Source organism: Modicisalibacter radicis (genome assembly GCF_900961225.1).
Classification (GTDB): Bacteria; Pseudomonadota; Gammaproteobacteria; order Pseudomonadales; family Halomonadaceae; genus Modicisalibacter.
This window is the reverse complement of record NZ_CAAHFN010000142.1, coordinates 1-14,445: the sequence shown is the minus strand read 5'-3', so window position 1 is coordinate 14,445 and position 14,445 is coordinate 1. Positions and strand designations below refer to the sequence as shown.

The 14,445-nt window shown below is 66.3% G+C and carries 14 protein-coding genes; 4 read left to right on the top strand and 10 right to left on the bottom strand.

What is annotated here, in order from left to right; translation table 11 throughout:
• Positions 1-55 precede the first annotated feature (55 nt).
• From rsd to HR9077_RS21015, 5 genes are all read right to left on the bottom strand, one after another.
• Positions 56-559 (bottom strand): sigma D regulator, encoded by a 504-nt coding sequence (gene rsd / locus HR9077_RS21035; protein WP_136069254.1) that lies wholly within the window; start codon positions 557-559, stop codon positions 56-58.
• A gap of 92 nt (positions 560-651) precedes the next feature.
• Positions 652-1,152 carry a disulfide bond formation protein B gene (locus HR9077_RS21030; protein WP_136069253.1) on the bottom strand — a complete coding sequence of 167 codons (501 nt, stop codon included), beginning with the start codon at positions 1,150-1,152 and terminating at the stop codon, positions 652-654.
• Positions 1,153-1,260: 108 nt separating this feature from the next.
• The gene (gene gshA / locus HR9077_RS21025) at positions 1,261-2,862 is read right to left on the bottom strand and encodes a glutamate--cysteine ligase (RefSeq protein WP_458692932.1); all 1,602 of its coding nucleotides are present in this window, start codon (positions 2,860-2,862) and stop codon (positions 1,261-1,263) included.
• A 113-nt stretch (positions 2,863-2,975) separates the two neighbouring features.
• Positions 2,976-5,360 carry a Tex family protein gene (locus HR9077_RS21020; RefSeq protein WP_136069251.1) on the bottom strand — a complete coding sequence of 795 codons (2,385 nt, stop codon included), beginning with the start codon at positions 5,358-5,360 and terminating at the stop codon, positions 2,976-2,978.
• 111 nt (positions 5,361-5,471) lie between these two features.
• Positions 5,472-5,732: a DUF1127 domain-containing protein gene (locus tag HR9077_RS21015; RefSeq protein WP_244613404.1), complete on the bottom strand. Its 261-nt coding sequence runs from the start codon at positions 5,730-5,732 to the stop codon at positions 5,472-5,474.
• Between the two features lie 116 nt (positions 5,733-5,848).
• Here HR9077_RS21015 and HR9077_RS21010 point away from each other — a divergent pair, with 116 nt between their 5' ends.
• Both HR9077_RS21010 and HR9077_RS21005 read left to right on the top strand, forming a co-directional pair.
• Positions 5,849-6,703 (top strand): LysR family transcriptional regulator, encoded by an 855-nt coding sequence (locus HR9077_RS21010; protein WP_136069250.1) that lies wholly within the window; start codon positions 5,849-5,851, stop codon positions 6,701-6,703.
• A 152-nt stretch (positions 6,704-6,855) separates the two neighbouring features.
• The gene (locus HR9077_RS21005) at positions 6,856-8,550 is read left to right on the top strand and encodes a methyl-accepting chemotaxis protein (protein ID WP_136069249.1); all 1,695 of its coding nucleotides are present in this window, start codon (positions 6,856-6,858) and stop codon (positions 8,548-8,550) included.
• Positions 8,551-8,633: 83 nt separating this feature from the next.
• On the opposite strand, the gene msrB is transcribed toward HR9077_RS21005, so the two are convergent.
• From msrB to yrfG, 5 genes are all read right to left on the bottom strand, one after another.
• On the bottom strand, positions 8,634-9,137 hold the full coding sequence (gene msrB / locus HR9077_RS21000) for a peptide-methionine (R)-S-oxide reductase MsrB (protein WP_136069248.1): 504 nt from the start codon (positions 9,135-9,137) through the stop codon (positions 8,634-8,636).
• A 134-nt stretch (positions 9,138-9,271) separates the two neighbouring features.
• Positions 9,272-10,858, bottom strand: coding sequence for a phosphoenolpyruvate carboxykinase (locus HR9077_RS20995; protein ID WP_136069247.1), 1,587 nt, complete (start codon positions 10,856-10,858; stop codon positions 9,272-9,274).
• A gap of 155 nt (positions 10,859-11,013) precedes the next feature.
• The gene (gene hslO, locus HR9077_RS20990) at positions 11,014-11,889 is read right to left on the bottom strand and encodes an Hsp33 family molecular chaperone HslO (protein WP_136069246.1); all 876 of its coding nucleotides are present in this window, start codon (positions 11,887-11,889) and stop codon (positions 11,014-11,016) included.
• 53 nt (positions 11,890-11,942) lie between these two features.
• The gene (locus HR9077_RS20985) at positions 11,943-12,338 is read right to left on the bottom strand and encodes an RNA-binding S4 domain-containing protein (RefSeq protein ID WP_136069245.1); all 396 of its coding nucleotides are present in this window, start codon (positions 12,336-12,338) and stop codon (positions 11,943-11,945) included.
• Between the two features lie 17 nt (positions 12,339-12,355).
• The gene (gene yrfG / locus HR9077_RS20980) at positions 12,356-13,009 is read right to left on the bottom strand and encodes a GMP/IMP nucleotidase (RefSeq protein ID WP_136069244.1); all 654 of its coding nucleotides are present in this window, start codon (positions 13,007-13,009) and stop codon (positions 12,356-12,358) included.
• Between the two features lie 69 nt (positions 13,010-13,078).
• On the opposite strand from yrfG, the gene nudE reads away from it, so the two are divergent.
• A complete protein-coding gene (gene nudE, locus HR9077_RS20975; protein WP_136069243.1) occupies positions 13,079-13,657 on the top strand; it encodes an ADP compounds hydrolase NudE in 579 nt (192 codons plus the stop codon).
• 234 nt (positions 13,658-13,891) lie between these two features.
• Entirely contained in the window at positions 13,892-14,275 is a 384-nt protein-coding gene (locus HR9077_RS20970; protein WP_136069242.1) for a hypothetical protein, read from the top strand.
• The last annotated feature ends 170 nt before the right edge of the window (positions 14,276-14,445 follow it).

Here is a 14,445-nt window from a genome sequence, read left to right as displayed (position 1 = left end):
AAGGGCCCAGATCCAACTCACAAGAACTCCCGGATCCAGGGCTCGGCGCACTGGCTCAGTATGTGGCGCTGGGGGCGACCTCGGGGGCCGGCGGCGGTGAATGCGCGGCATGCAGGCGGCTGATCAGCTGGTCCTCGAGGGCGAAGCGCTCGGTCAGGGCCTTGCGCAGGCGATCCATCCAGGCCGGCAGGCGGAACAGGTAGTGCTGGCAGCGGGTCGGCGTAGAGTAGTCCTCGTCGAATTCCAGCACCATGGCGGTGGACATCTCCAGGCGTTGCAACAGCTGTTCGGCGAGTTTCAGTGCCTCGTGATCGTTGAACTGTTCGGCCTCTTCGCGCAATTGCGGATAGATCTCGAAGTGCCCGGCGCTGATGTAGTCCATCAGCAGTTCGCTGAAGCGATCGATCTGCGCCTTGGAGATCGCTTCGGGATCCGCGTCGCAGGCTTCCTGCAACTCGAGCATGGCGACCAGCATCTCGCGGCGCTCGTCGAACCAGCGATCGATCAGTCGGTGGACGCCACCCCACCGCTCCTGAGCGGTCTTGCAATCTTCCAGCATTGTCCTGCCTCCCTGCGTTCATGCGACCTGCACGAGCTCAGCGTCCCTCGTGGTCGCATGGCTGTCAATGCTGCGCGCGGAAGATTCATCGGCTAGCCGCGACGCCCGCCCAGAAAGCCACGAGCAATCAGTACGATGGGCACCAGCGACAGAACCACGAATCCGACCAAAGTCCACTGCGGCAGGGTCACGCCCAGCCATGCGCCCTCGATCGCGGCGCATTCGCCGGACCCCGACAGCACCCGTGACAGCACGTCCCACATCGGCAGCACTTCCACCATGTAGTCGAGCCCCGGGCCGCAACTGGGCACCTGATCGGCCGGCAGCGACTGCAGCCAGACATGGCGCCCGGCCACCGCGATGCCGCCGCCCACCGCGGCCAACCCCAGCACGCCGTAGACGCCACCGCCCCAGCCACGCGGATCGTGGATCGCCGCGGCCAGAAAGACCAGCGCCGCGACGATCACCGCGACACGCTGAAAGATGCACAGCGGGCACGGTTCGAGTCCCGCCACGTACTGCAGCGCCAGCGCCACCGCCATCATCAGCGCGCAGAAGGCCAGACCGGCCAGACTCCAGTGGCGAACCGTCATCCGCCGCGTCCACGTCCCACCCAAGCTAGCCGCCATTTCCGCTCCCGTCAGTGAATGCAAACCCGCAACAAAAAGCACGGGCCCGCCAGGCGGGCCCGAATGAAACGCTCAGACCGTCGACGCCGGTCGCGGTTCCCGGGCGCGTGCGAAATAGGCCTCGAGGAAGGCCTCGAAGCTTTCGCGATCGCCGGCTTCGATGTCGTCCTGCTGCTGATGGGAGGTCCCGCTGAGCTGGCTGAACAGCGACTGGCGCGCGGGATCCATCGGCTCGCCGCGGAAGTTCGCCGCCTGCTCCCCGGCCAGCTCGAGCATGTAGTCGACGAACTCGCCGCCGCTTTCCTGAAGCACATCGAGCAGACGCGCCGAGGGCGTGCGCTCGGGGTGGCGCAGCAATGGCGCCAGATCGTCGATCGCCGTCATGTGAGCCTGCGAGGCCTCGATGGCATCCAGCAGCCCGGCCACCTCGCGCAGCTCGTCGAAGATCGTCTCGGCGCGGTCCGCCAGGCGCTCTTCACGGGCATCGATGGCCAGCGTCAAGGCGGGATCGCGGCCGCGCTCGACCACCGCCTGGCGGTTGTCGTCCAGCCGGTCGCACTCCTCGTCGGGGATCCACGGGCTCTCGGCGAGCAGGCACCACAGCAGGAAGGTGTCGAGAAAGCGCATCTGCGTCTCGTCGATACCCAACGGCAGGAACGGGTTCAGATCGAGGCAGCGCACCTCGATGTACTCCACGCCGCGGGCCTCGAGCGCCTGGGTGGGGGTCTCGTCGTGGCGCGCCACGCGCTTGGGGCGGATGTCGCTGTAGTACTCGTTCTCGATCTGCAGGATATTGGCGTTGAGCTGTCGCCAGTCGCCGCCCTCGTTGACGCCCATGCGCTGGTAGGCCGGCCACGGAGTGCTGATGGCGTGACGCAGGGTACCCACGTAGTTGGACAGCGAGTTGAAACAGATCTTGAGCTGCGCCTGGACCTTGTTCTGGTAGCCCAGGTCGGACATCCGCAGGCTCGTGGCGTACGGCGACACCAGGGTCTCCCGGGCGTGGGCCTTGAGCTTGTCGGGTACCGCGCCGGTCAAGAAGCTGCGGTCCAGCGCCGGCGAGGCACCAAACAGATACAGCAGCAGCCAGCTGTTGCGCCGGAAGTTGCGGATCATGTCGAAGTAGCGTCCCGAACGATAGCCGTTCAGCGGCTTGTCCTGCGCGCCCTCGAGCTCGCGCAGCAGCGGCCAGAATTCCTCGGGCAGCGAGACGTTGTAGTGCACGCCGGCGATCGACTGCATGATCCGCCCGTAGCGCAGATCCAGGCCCCTGCGGTACACCGACTTCATGGTGCCGACATTGGAGCGCCCGTAATCGGCGATCGGCACGCTGTCGTTGCCGTCCAGGCGGCCGGGCATGCTCGCCGGCCAGATCAGCTCGTCGTCCAGGTGGCGGTAGCTGAAGCGATGCAGGTCGGCGAGAAACGCCGTCGCGTCCTCGGGACGACAGTAGACCGGCGTGATGTACTCGAGCAGTGACTCGGAGTAATCGGTGGTGATGTGCGGGTGGGTCAGCTTCGACCCCAGCGCCCGGGGATGCGGCGTCTGCGCGATCGCTCCCCGACGGTCGACGCGCAGGCCTTCCTTTTCGACGCCGCGGCGCAAGCGACCCAGCCGACCCTCGCGGGCCAGCCCCTTGAGCCGCTCGACGGCCTTGACTAGTTGCTCGGACAAGTTGAACACCCCCGGTTTCAGGCGATTCGCCGCCGCTTGCCGCGACGCTGGATGAAGCGTCAGATTATGGCGTCTGACACAGCCCTTTCAAGGCTAATGAAATACAACATGCATCAGCGCTTGTTGCGGGCCTTGAGCAGCGCCTCGCCCAGCGCGCCCATGCCGCCGTTGTCCTTGTCGCCACTGCTCGTCCGCTTTTCCGCGCCGCCGCCGCGACGCGCGCCCTTGTTGCGCCGCTCGCCGTCGCCCTGCTGACGCCGGGCGCCCCGGGCAGGCGCCGAGCCGTCCTCGGCCTGGGGCTCGTCGCTCAGGCGCATCGACAGGCCGATCCGCGCGCGCTCGATGTCCACGGCCATGACCTTGACCTTGACGATGTCACCGGCCTTGACCACCTGCCGCGGGTCGTCGACGAACTTCTCGGCCAGCGCCGAGATGTGCACCAGGCCGTCCTGGTGGACGCCGATATCGACGAAGGCGCCGAAGTGGGTGACGTTGGTCACGCTGCCCTCGAGGATCATCCCCGGCTCCAGATCCTTGAGCGTCTCCACGCCCTCGCGGAACTCGGCGGCCTTGAACTCGGGCCGCGGGTCGCGGCCGGGCTTGTCGAGTTCCTTGAGGATATCGGTCACCGTCGGCACGCCGAAGCTGTCGTCGACGTAGTCGGCGGGCTTGAGCGATTTCAGGAAGGCGCTGTCGCCGATCAGGCTGGCCAGCTTGCGGTCGCCGCGCTCGGCGATCCGCGTCACCACCGGGTAGGCCTCGGGGTGCACGGCGCTGGCATCGAGCGGGTTGTCGCCGTTCATGATGCGCAAAAAGCCGGCGCACTGCTCGAAGGTGCGCGGCCCCAGGCGGCTGACCTCGAGCAGTTCGCGGCGGTTGCGGAACGCGCCACGCTCGTTGCGCCGCGCGACGATGTTCTCGGCGAGCCCCGGGTTGAGTCCCGAGACCCGCGAGAGCAGCGCCCCGGAGGCGGTGTTCAGGTCCACCCCGACGGCATTGACGCAATCCTCGATGACCGTCTCCAGGCTGCGCGACAACTGCACCTGGGAGACATCGTGCTGGTACTGGCCGACGCCGATCGACTTGGGCTCGATCTTGACCAGTTCGGCCAGCGGATCCTGCAGGCGCCGGGCGATCGACACCGCGCCGCGAACGGTCACGTCGAGATCGGGCATCTCCCGCGCCGCCAGCTCGGAGGCCGAATACACCGAAGCGCCAGCCTCGCTGACCATCACCTTGGCGAGCCGCCGCGAGGTGTCCTGAGCGGCCAGCCGCTTGACCAGCTCGCCGGCCAGCTTGTCGGTCTCGCGGCTGGCGGTGCCGTTGCCGATCGCGATCAGGCTCACGCCGTGCTTGTCGACCAGCCTGGCCAGCGTCGCCAGCGATTCGTCCCAGCGCTTGTGCGGCGCGTGCGGGTAGATCACCGCCTGCTCGAGGTACTGCCCGGTAGCGTCGACCACCGCCACCTTGCAGCCGGTGCGCAGGCCGGGGTCGATCGCCAGCGTCGCCTGCTGGCCGGCCGGCGCGGCGAGCAGCAGATCCTTGAGGTTGGCGGCGAAGACCCCGATCGCCTCGAGTTCGGCGCGCTCGCGCAGCCGCCCCATCAGCTCGGTCTCGAGATGGGTGTAGAGCTTGACACGCCAGGTCCAGCGCACCACCTCGCGCAGCCAGCGATCGGCAGCGCGCCCGTGGTCCTCGACGCCGGCGTGGCCGGCGATGGCAATCTCGGCGGGATGCACCGGCGCCTCGTCCTCGCCGGGCAGCTTGAGGCTCAGCGCCAGCACGCCCTCGTTCCGGCCGCGGAACATCGCCAGCGCACGGTGCGAAGGCACCTTGGCGAGACGCTCGTCGTGCTCGAAATAGTCGGAGAACTTGGCGCCCTCCTGCTGCTTGCCGTCGATCACCCGCGCGCGCAGCTCGCCTTCGTCCCACAGCCGGTCACGCAGCCGCCCGACCAGCTCGGCGTCCTCGGCGAAGCGCTCCATGAGGATCTGCTTGGCACCGTCGAGGGCCGCCTTGGTGTCCTCGATGGCCGGGGTGTCGCCCTCGGCGGCGCGCAGATAGCCCTGGGCCTCGCTTTCGGGGTCCAGCGTCGGGTCGCCGAGCAGTGCATCGGCGAGCGGCTCGAGTCCCGCCTCGCGGGCGATCTGGGCCTTGGTGCGGCGCTTCTTCTTGTAGGGCAGGTACAAATCTTCCAGGCGCTGCTTGGTGTCCGCCTCGTGAATCCGGGCGGCCAGCGCGTCCGTGAGCTTGCCCTGCTCGTCGATGCTGGCCAGCACCGCGGAGCGCCGCTCCTCGAGCTCGCGCAGGTAGCGCAGGCGCTCCTCGAGCTCGCGCAGCTGGCCGTCGTCGAGGCCGCCGGTGGCCTCCTTGCGGTAGCGCGAGATGAACGGCACGGTGGCGCCGCCGTCGAGCATTTCCACGGCGGCGGCGACCTGGTTGGGACGAACGGCGAGTTCCCCGGCGAGGCGGGCGGTGATCTTGGCTTGGGCGTCCATGAAATCCTTGGCGTACCAGCGGCTGGCGATCCAGCGACAAAAAGTTCGCGACAAGGTACCACAAAGCCCGTCGGCAGCGCAGACCGACGGGCCTTGTCCGTGGAGCTTCGCTTATCGGTGAGTCCCGCCATCGTCCCAGAACGACCGGCTCGCCTCGCGCTCGACGTCGGCCCGGCTCAGGCCGATGTCCCTGAGCGTGGCGTCGCTCAGCGACCACAACTGGCTCCGCTCGTGATGCAACTGCTGCCAGCGACGCAAGCGACGGCCCAGGCGACGCAGCCAGGTCATCGCCGAAATGGCTCCCGCCTGCCCCCGCGCGATCTCGTACTCGCCTCCCCGGGCCACTTCCAATTTTCCATCGAACAGTGCCATGACGACGCCCTCCCGTTTTGTCGATTGGCCAGTGATGGAAGCAGTGTCGCCAGCGGGGTAGAATCAATCCAACGAATGTTCTTGATGCCCGACATCAACTAGGGTGATGACCAACCATGCTTCAGACCATCGATCACGAACTGCTGCGGACCTTCGTCGCGATCGCCGATCACGGCGGATTCACCCGCGCCGCGCAAGCGGTCAACCGCACCCAGTCGGCGGTCAGCATGCAGATCAAGCGCCTCGAAGAGGACGTGATCCAGCGTCCGCTGTTCCAGCGCGAAGGCCGCCAGATGCGCCTGACCAGCGAGGGCACCACGCTGCTCGGTTACGCCCGGCGCATTCTCGAGTTGCACGGCGAGGCGCTGAACACGCTGCGCGAGCCGGACATGGTCGGGCGGGTAAGAATCGGCGTGCCCGACGACTACGTCATGCGCTACCTGCCGGGCATCCTCAAGTCGTTCTCGCAGAGCTGGCCACTGGTGGATGTGGAAGTGCAGTGCGCGCCCTCTTCCGAACTGCTGAGCCGTCAGCCGGGGAGTCTCGACCTGAGCATCGTGACCCGCGAGGTGGGTCACGAGATCGGCGAGATCCTGCGTCAGGACGAGACGGTCTGGGTCATCGCCGACAGTCACGCCCCGCACGAGCAATCGCCGCTGCCGCTGGCGCTGTTCGAGGAGCCGTGCTTCTGCCGCAGTCATGCCTGCAATGCCCTGACCATGGCCGGGCGCCAGTTCCGGGTCGCCTATTCGAGCCCCAGCCTGGCCACGCTGCAGGCCGTGGTGGGTGCGGGGCTGGCGGTCTCGGCATGGATGAAGAGCCTGGTCACCCCGGACATGCGCATCCTCGGCGAGGCGGAGGGTTTCCCGCCGCTGCCCGCTTCGTCGATCGTGCTGCTGCGCGCAGCGGGAGCCACCTCACCGGTCGTCGAGGGCCTCGCCCGGCATATCGTCGAAGGCTTCAGGCACTGACGACGATCCGCGCCGAACGTAAACAAAGGTGACAGTTCTCCCCGCGCCGTCGACGCCGATCGCGGCGCGCAGTACTTTTGCGCTACCGATGCGAACGTTAGGCCTCTGGATTCCCCGGACGACGCTCGCCGAACAGCGCAGGAGAACAGTCCATGTTCCAAAAACTACATCGCATCAGCGTCAAGTACGCCGCCGCCTTCATTGCCGTCGCCCTCGCCCTGATGATCATCGTGATCGCGGACTTCCTGCTGGTGAACAGCATGAAGCATCGCCTCAGCGAGTTCAGGGAGACCTTTACTCCCGCCATATCGGAAGTACTCAACGGCGACCGTGACCTCTACCAGGCACGCGTGGCCGAACTCGAATATCTATACGCCAGCGCAGACTCACCCAAGGCGGCCGAGCACCTCGCCAACTATCGCGAGAATGCCCAGCAGGCCTTCGATCGCCTGCACATCTTCACCGATCTGATGCAGGATCACCTGGCTGCCGACGAGATCGCGGCACGCTTCGATACGCTCTATGCGGCCTGGTCCGAGCAATCCCAGCGCGTCTTCACGCTCGACGATGCGGGTCAACAGGCCGAGGCCATCGCCCAGTTGGAGGGCCCCTCGTATCAGGCCTTCAATGCCCTGCGCGACGTCTACGACCAGGCCGGCATCAGCGCGCTCGACAAGATCAAGGAACTCGAAGCCGCGACCTTGGCGCGTGCCGAGACGCAGCAACACATCGTCATGACCGTCAGCGTGATCATCTTCATCGCCGCCGTGACGCTGGCGCTGTTCGGTCCGCTGATGATGTCACGGGCGATTCGCGCGGTGACGTCGCGCATCAAGGAGATCACCGAGGGCGACGGCGACCTGACCGCGCGCATCGAGTCGAACCGCCGCGACGAGATCGGCGACCTGGCCCGCCAGTTCAACGCCTTCATCGCTCGCATCGACCAGACGCTGATCTCGGTACGCACCAGCACCCTGGGCGTGAACACCGCGGCAAGCGAAATCTCCAAGGGCAGTCAGGACCTGGCCTCGCGCACCGAGCAGGCAGCTTCCAGCCTGCAGGAAACCTCGGCATCGATGGAACAGATCGCCTCGACCGTGGGCAACACGTCCGATGCCTCCCAGCAGGCCAACAAGCTGGCGCAGCCGACGGTCGAGATCGCCCGTCAGGGCGAGGAAGCCATGCAGCAGGTCGAGCGCACCATGGACGACATCAGCGCCTCGGCCGCGCAGATCAGCGAGATCATCTCGCTGATCGACGGCATCGCCTTTCAGACCAACATCCTGGCGTTGAACGCCTCGGTGGAAGCGGCGCGTGCCGGCGAGCACGGTCGCGGCTTCGCCGTCGTCGCCCAGGAAGTTCGCACCCTGGCCAGCCGCTCCAGCGACGCCTCGAAGAACATTCGCACGCTGATCGACACCTCGGTCGAACGCACCAAGTCGGGCGCCAGCCTGGTCAAGAGCACCGGCCAGACCATGCAGGAGATCGTCAAGAGCGTCGAGCAGGTCACCGACGTGATCGGCGAGATCAGCGCGGGAACCAAGGAGCAGAGCCTGGGCATCAGCCAGGTCAACATCGCGGTCACCGACCTGGACAACATGACCCAGCACAACGCCGCGATGGTCGAGCAGTTCGGTGCCGCCGCCGGGGAAATGCGCGAACAGGCCGAGCGCCTCAACGACCTGCTCGCCAGCTTCAGGCTCAGCGCCGGCTCCGAGGCCGCCCCGCACGTAGCGCAGATAAGCGCTCCATCGCGTCCGGCACAGCGCTCCGCCGCCAAGCCGGCCGCCAAGCCCGCCGCCAAACCGGCGCAAGCCGCCGCGGCCGACGACTGGGAAGACTTCTAAGAACACATTCCGGATTAGTTCCGACACGATGTGCTGAGGGCAGGTTGTAGCGGAACAGGGTTCTGAAGCGCACTCCAAGCGGCTCAGGCCTGGCGCGGCTCGAAACGCAGCGCCAGGCCATTGTTGCACCAGCGCAACCCGGTGGGCTCGGGGCCGTCCTCGAAGACGTGACCCTGATGCCCGCCGCAACGCGCGCAATGGTACTCGGTGCGCGGAATCAGCAGCACGAAGTCGCGCTCGGTCAGCAGATGCCCCTCGATGTGGTCGTAGAAACTCGGCCAGCCGGTCCCCGACTCGAACTTGGTCTCGCTGTCGAACAACGCCAGGTCGCAGCCGGCGCAGCGATAGACACCGGGGCGCTTCTCGGCGTTGAGCGGGCTGGAGCCGGCCGGCTCGGTACCCGCCTCGCGCAGTATCTCGAACTGGGCATCGCTGAGTCGCTCCCGCCACTGCGCTTCGCTCACTTCCAGCGGCTCGATAGTCGCCGCACGCTCGAGATCAAGTTGCGGGCGAGCCAGCGCCCACCCCGGCAGCAGCCCGGCCAGGCCCCCGGCGCCCAGCAGTCCCAGGAAGTGGCGTCTGTGCATGGTCGAATCTCCTCGTCAGTCCGCCTCTCACGGCATGTGCCTCGGCGGTTTCGGTACGCCCCGAACGCAAACAGGGAACGCCGCGGGCGCTCCCTGTTTCGACCGCGGGACTCGCCCGCGGTTCTCCCGGCAGGTCAAGTCGCGTCGTATTGCGGCCCCGCCGCGACGATCGCCTCGTCGACCCCCTCGAACTTCGCGAAGTTGGCCACGAACTTGGCCACCAGCTCCCGACGCCGGTTGTCGTAGGCGTCCTTGTCGCCCCAGGTCCCTCGCGGGTCGAGCAGTTGCGGATCGACCCCCGGAACGCTGGTCGGCACCGCCAGGTTGAGCCCCTCGATGGTCCGGGTCTCGGCCTCCTTGAGCGCGCCGGACTGGATCGCGCCAATCACCGCCCGGGTGGTGGGGATGCTGAAGCGGCTGCCACCCTGGCCGTGGCTGCCGCCGGTCCAGCCGGTGTTGACCAGGTAGACGCGCGACCCGAAGCCCTCGATACGCTTGATCAGCAGGTCGGCGTATTCGCGGGCCGGCCGCGGGAAGAACGGTGCCCCGAAGCAGGTCGAGAAGGTCGCCTCGAGCCCGGCCGACGAGCCCATTTCGGTGGAACCGACCTTGGCCGTGTAGCCCGACAGGAAGTGATAGGCCGCGGCTTCCTTGGAGAGGATCGAGACCGGCGGCAGAACGCCGCTCATGTCGCAGGTGAGGAAGACGATCGCATTGGGTTCGCCGGCGCGATTGGCGGCGACACGCTTTTCGACATGTTCCAGCGGATAGGCGGCGCGGGTGTTCTGGGTCAGGCCGTCGTCGGCATAATCGGGGTGACGACGCTCGTCGAGGACCACGTTCTCGAGTACCGTGCCGAAGCGGATCGCCTGCCAGATGATCGGCTCGTTGCGCTCGGACAGGTCGATGCACTTGGCGTAGCAGCCGCCCTCGATGTTGAACACCGTGCCCTCGCCCCAGCCATGCTCGTCGTCGCCGATCAAATAACGCGCGGGGTCGGCGGACAGCGTGGTCTTGCCGGTCCCCGAGAGGCCGAAGAACAGCGTCGTCTCGCCATCCTCGCCGACGTTGGCGCTGCAGTGCATGGGCAGCACGTCCTTCTCGGGCAGCAGGAAGTTCTGCACCGAGAACATCGCCTTCTTCATCTCGCCGGCATAGCGCATCCCGGCGATCAGCACCCGGCGCCGGGCGAAGTTGAGAATCACCGCACCATCGGAGTTGGTGCCGTCGCGCTCCGGCTCACAGGTGAAGTGCGGCGCGTTGAGAATCGTCCATTCATGCTTGCCCTTGGGGTTGAACACCTCGGGGCGCACGAACAGGGTGCGCGCGAACAGGCAGTGCCAGGCGGTCTCGGTGGTCACCCGTATCGGCAGGTAGTGCTCGGGGTCGGCACCGACGTGCAACTCGGCGGTGTAACTCTCGCCCTCCGCCAGGTAGTCCTCGACGCGCTCCCACAGCGCATCGAAACGCTCGGCGTCGAACGGCTGGTTGACCTTGCCCCAATCGATCAGTTCGGCGGTGGAGGGCTCGTCGACGATGAATCGGTCGCTCGGGGAGCGCCCTGTACGCGCCCCGGTATTGACCACCAGCGCACCGTTGTCGGCCAGCCGGCCTTCGCCACGGGCGATGGCGCGCTCGACGAGCTCGACGGCGGTCAAGTTGGTATGGTTCCTGGCGCGCGGTTCCGTAAGCGTCCGGGGCGCAGCTTGGTTGATTGTCATGGGTAGTGGGTCCTGGGGCCGGGGGCCGGTTCTCTCTCGTTAGCCAAAAGTGCTTCACTGAATACCGTCGTGGACGTTTGCCGCCTCTTGGGTCGAATCGGTATACAGGCTGAAACAGTATGGCAAAAAGCCCCCGCCCGTCACGCCGCAGCGCATCAGTGCAGGGTCGGCGCCCCGGCATCCGGCGATTCGATCAGCGACTCGATGTCCGCCGCCGAGAAGTGATAGCGGGTATGGCAGAAATGGCACTGGGTATCGATGGCCTGCTGCTCGTCGAGGATCCCGCGCAACTCCTCGGCGCCCAGGTTGAGCAGCGCCTGGGCGATGCGCTCGCGGGAGCAGTTGCAGGCGAAGCGCAACGGCTTGGGATCGAAAACCCGCACGGTCTCTTCGTGATACAGCCGGTGCAGCAACTCGCGCTGGCCGAGGTGCAGCAATTCGTCCTGCTTGACGGTACCGGCCAGATGCACGGTGCGCTCCCAGGCGTCCGGGTCGCGGTTGCTTCTATCGTCGGGCAATTGCTGCAACAGCAAACCGGCCGCCCGCTGGCCGTCGGCCGCCAGCCACAAGCGCGTGGCGAGCTGCTCGGAGCGTGCGAAATACGCCTCGAGGCAGCCGGCCAGCGTAGGTTCCTCGATCGCCACGATGCCCTGATAGCGATTGCCCTCGCGCGGGTCGAGGGTGATCACGATACGCCCCTCGCCGACCAGCGCGCGAAAGTCGGCATCGTCGTCCGGCAACGGCGCGTCTTCGTCGAGGCGGGCGATGGCGCGCAGTTCACCGCCGGGGTTGGACTCGGCCATCAGCAGGCTCAAGGCGCCCTCCCCGCGCACCTCGATGCTCAACGTGCCGTCGAGCTTGACGGTCTCGGTGAGCAGCGCCACGGCGGCGAGCATCTCGCCCAGATGCCGCGTTACCGCCGCGGGGTAGGCATGGCGCTCGAGCACTTCGGCGTAGGCACGCTCGAGACCGGCGATCTCGCCGCGCACGTTGGTGTCATCGAAAAGGAAACGCTGGATCTGATCGGTCATCGGCTATCGTCGCACTCGGGTTCGAAATGGGGTCATGGCGAGAGGACGGCGGCTCAATCGTCTTCGCCGGGGCGTTGGCGCTGGAAGCGCTGGATACTGCGCCGCTCGCGCTTGTCGGGGCGGCCGGGCGGCGCGCGCATCGCCTGATTGGCGAGCCGGCGATTCTCGGCCTCGCGTTCGCGGCGGGCCAGACTGTCGGCGGTCTCGCGATAAAGCTCGCGCGCCTCGGGGGCGCCGCGGCGCTGGTCGCTGACCGCCAGCACCTCGACCTCCCAGTAATCCCAGCCCTGCGGCACCCTGATCAGCGCGCCCGGCTCGACCATCCTGCTGGTCTTCACCCGGGCACCGTTGTACTGAACCTTGCCACCCTCGATGGCTTTCTTGGCCAGGCCGCGCGTCTTGAAGAAGCGCGCCGCCCATAGCCATTTGTCGATGCGTACCTGTTGCATGGTGGGTAGATGGCGACTCAATTGGCAGGTAACAAGGCCGCGAAGCGATCGAGGGCGATAAACGCCTCGAGCTCGCGTTCGGGCCGACGGCTGTCGGGCTGCTTGATGCCCAGCAGGTGGCGAATGCCGAACTCGCGGGCGCTCTCCAGCACCGCCGGGTTGTCGTCGATGAACAGCGTGCGCTGCGGGTCGAACGGCTCGACCTCCTGCAGCGCGAACCAGAATTCCTGGCGTTCCTTGGGCACGCCGACATCGGCCGACGAGACGATCGCGTCCAGATACCGCTCGAGGCCGGTCAGTGGCAACTTGAGCGCCAGACTCTCGCGATCGGCGTTGGTCGCCAGCACCACGCGCGGATGTTGCCGCTTCAGCCAGGTCAGAAAATCCAGCGCGTCGCTGCGCAGGCCGATCAGGTGCTGTACCTCGCGCTTGAGGGCCACGATATCCACGCCCAGCTCCTCGCGCCAGTAGGCCAGGCTGTACCAGTTCAGGGTGCCCTGCTCGCGAAGGATGCGCGCACGCAGCGTGTCCTGGGTGGCCTCGTCGAGACGGTGGAGCTCGACATAGCGCCGGGGAAGATGTTCGAGCCAGAAATGGCTGTCGAAGTGCAGATCCAGCAGCGGGCCGTCCATGTCCAGCAGGACGGTGTCGATGGCGCGCCAATCAAGCATTGGCCAGGGGCTCCGCGGCAGTGGTAAAAGAGACGGATACACCGTCTCATTGTACTGGATACGCCCGCCATGCCGCCAATGCCGCTCCGCAAGCCCCAGATCCTCGACCGCGAGGAGATCGCGCGCAGCCGCCTGTTCACCATCGAAAGCCTCGAGCTGCGCTTTTCCAACGGCGCCGAACGGACCTTCGAGCGCCTCAAGGGCAGCGGTAGCGGCGCGGTGATGATCGTCGCCATGCCCGATCCCGATCATGTGCTGCTCATTCAGGAGTATGCCGCCGGCTTCGACGACTATGCACTGACCCTGCCCAAGGGGCTGGTCGACCCGGGCGAGGACATCGTCACCGCCGCCAACCGTGAGCTCATGGAAGAGTGCGGCATGGGCGCGCGGCGCATCGAGCCGCTGGTCGAGCTGTCGCTGGCGCCCAACTACATGAACCATCGCATGCAGGTGATGCTCGCCACCGACCTGTACGAGAAACGACTGCCCGGCGACGAGCCGGAACCGCTGGTCGTCGAGACCCACGCCCTCGAAACCCTCTCCGCCCTGCTCGCCCGCGAGGACTTCCACGAGGCCCGCGCCATCGCTGCGCTGTTCATCGCCCGCGAGAAACTGCGCGCGGAGCGCCACAACGAGCCCTGGTGGTAAAGGCCCCGGCAGTTGAGGTTCGATCGTTCATCGACTATGTATGCCAGATACCCAGGACCCGACGGCACGCTTGGGCGGGCCCGGTCGAGCACACAATCCTTTACAGAAGATCTTATGGAGTCTAGTTTTTGTATAGGTTTCAACGCCTAGTGACACCCCGTTCTGCAAGGCGAGGTTGAAAGAACGACTCTTCGACCGCAGGACAGGAAAATGACCATGCAAGGAGGTATGACCATGAAAAATGTGAAAGGACTATCACTGACCCTGAGTTCCACGCTGCTGGCATCGCTGCTGGCCCTGTCGGGCACCGCGCTGGCGCAGGAAACCTCCGAGGTTGCACCGGACAGCGGCGTCGAGGCGGGCGTCGAAGGCCATAACGTGCCACCGCAAAAGCCCGAAGAGAGCACGGAGTCGACCAGTATCGACAATACCGGCAACGGTGCCATGGCCGAAGAGGACGAGCTGGCTTCGGATGATGGCGTCGATGCCATCGAGGACCGGGATTCCGAGATGGGCGCCCAGGACGGCGACGACCAGACGTCCTATCAGGACGAAGAGCTCGTCGAGGACAAAGGCGTCGATGCCCGTGAAGACCGCAACGACAGCGATATGCCGTAATTTCCCGAGTCTCGCGGCATGACCCATGACCCCGGCCTAGGCCTAATGCCAGTCAGTTAAGCCTACCTTCAATAAGCTGATCATGAGACCTTTCCCTGTCAGGTACACTGACAGGGAAAGGTCCATGCATTTCAGCAATGCCATCGATGCCATTGCCAAGGTGGTGCCCG

What these genes read in the sequence shown, in the direction of transcription:
- rsd (WP_136069254.1), bottom strand. Translation starts at nt 559, where the DNA reads ATGCTGGAAGATTGCAAGACCGCTCAGGAGCGGTGGGGTGGCGTCCAC.
- hslO (WP_136069246.1), bottom strand. Translation starts at nt 11,889, where the DNA reads ATGACCGATCAGATCCAGCGTTTCCTTTTCGATGACACCAACGTGCGC.
- yrfG (WP_136069244.1), bottom strand. Translation starts at nt 13,009, where the DNA reads ATGCTTGATTGGCGCGCCATCGACACCGTCCTGCTGGACATGGACGGC.
- HR9077_RS21010 (WP_136069250.1), top strand. Translation starts at nt 5,849, where the DNA reads ATGCTTCAGACCATCGATCACGAACTGCTGCGGACCTTCGTCGCGATC.
- HR9077_RS21005 (WP_136069249.1), top strand. Translation starts at nt 6,856, where the DNA reads ATGTTCCAAAAACTACATCGCATCAGCGTCAAGTACGCCGCCGCCTTC.
- nudE (WP_136069243.1), top strand. Translation starts at nt 13,079, where the DNA reads ATGCCGCCAATGCCGCTCCGCAAGCCCCAGATCCTCGACCGCGAGGAG.
- HR9077_RS20985 (WP_136069245.1), bottom strand. Translation starts at nt 12,338, where the DNA reads ATGCAACAGGTACGCATCGACAAATGGCTATGGGCGGCGCGCTTCTTC.
- HR9077_RS21015 (WP_244613404.1), bottom strand. Translation starts at nt 5,732, where the DNA reads ATGGCACTGTTCGATGGAAAATTGGAAGTGGCCCGGGGAGGCGAGTAC.
- HR9077_RS21030 (WP_136069253.1), bottom strand. Translation starts at nt 1,152, where the DNA reads ATGACGGTTCGCCACTGGAGTCTGGCCGGTCTGGCCTTCTGCGCGCTG.
- HR9077_RS20995 (WP_136069247.1), bottom strand. Translation starts at nt 10,858, where the DNA reads ATGACAATCAACCAAGCTGCGCCCCGGACGCTTACGGAACCGCGCGCC.
- HR9077_RS20970 (WP_136069242.1), top strand. Translation starts at nt 13,892, where the DNA reads ATGAAAAATGTGAAAGGACTATCACTGACCCTGAGTTCCACGCTGCTG.
- HR9077_RS21020 (WP_136069251.1), bottom strand. Translation starts at nt 5,360, where the DNA reads ATGGACGCCCAAGCCAAGATCACCGCCCGCCTCGCCGGGGAACTCGCC.
- msrB (WP_136069248.1), bottom strand. Translation starts at nt 9,137, where the DNA reads ATGCACAGACGCCACTTCCTGGGACTGCTGGGCGCCGGGGGCCTGGCC.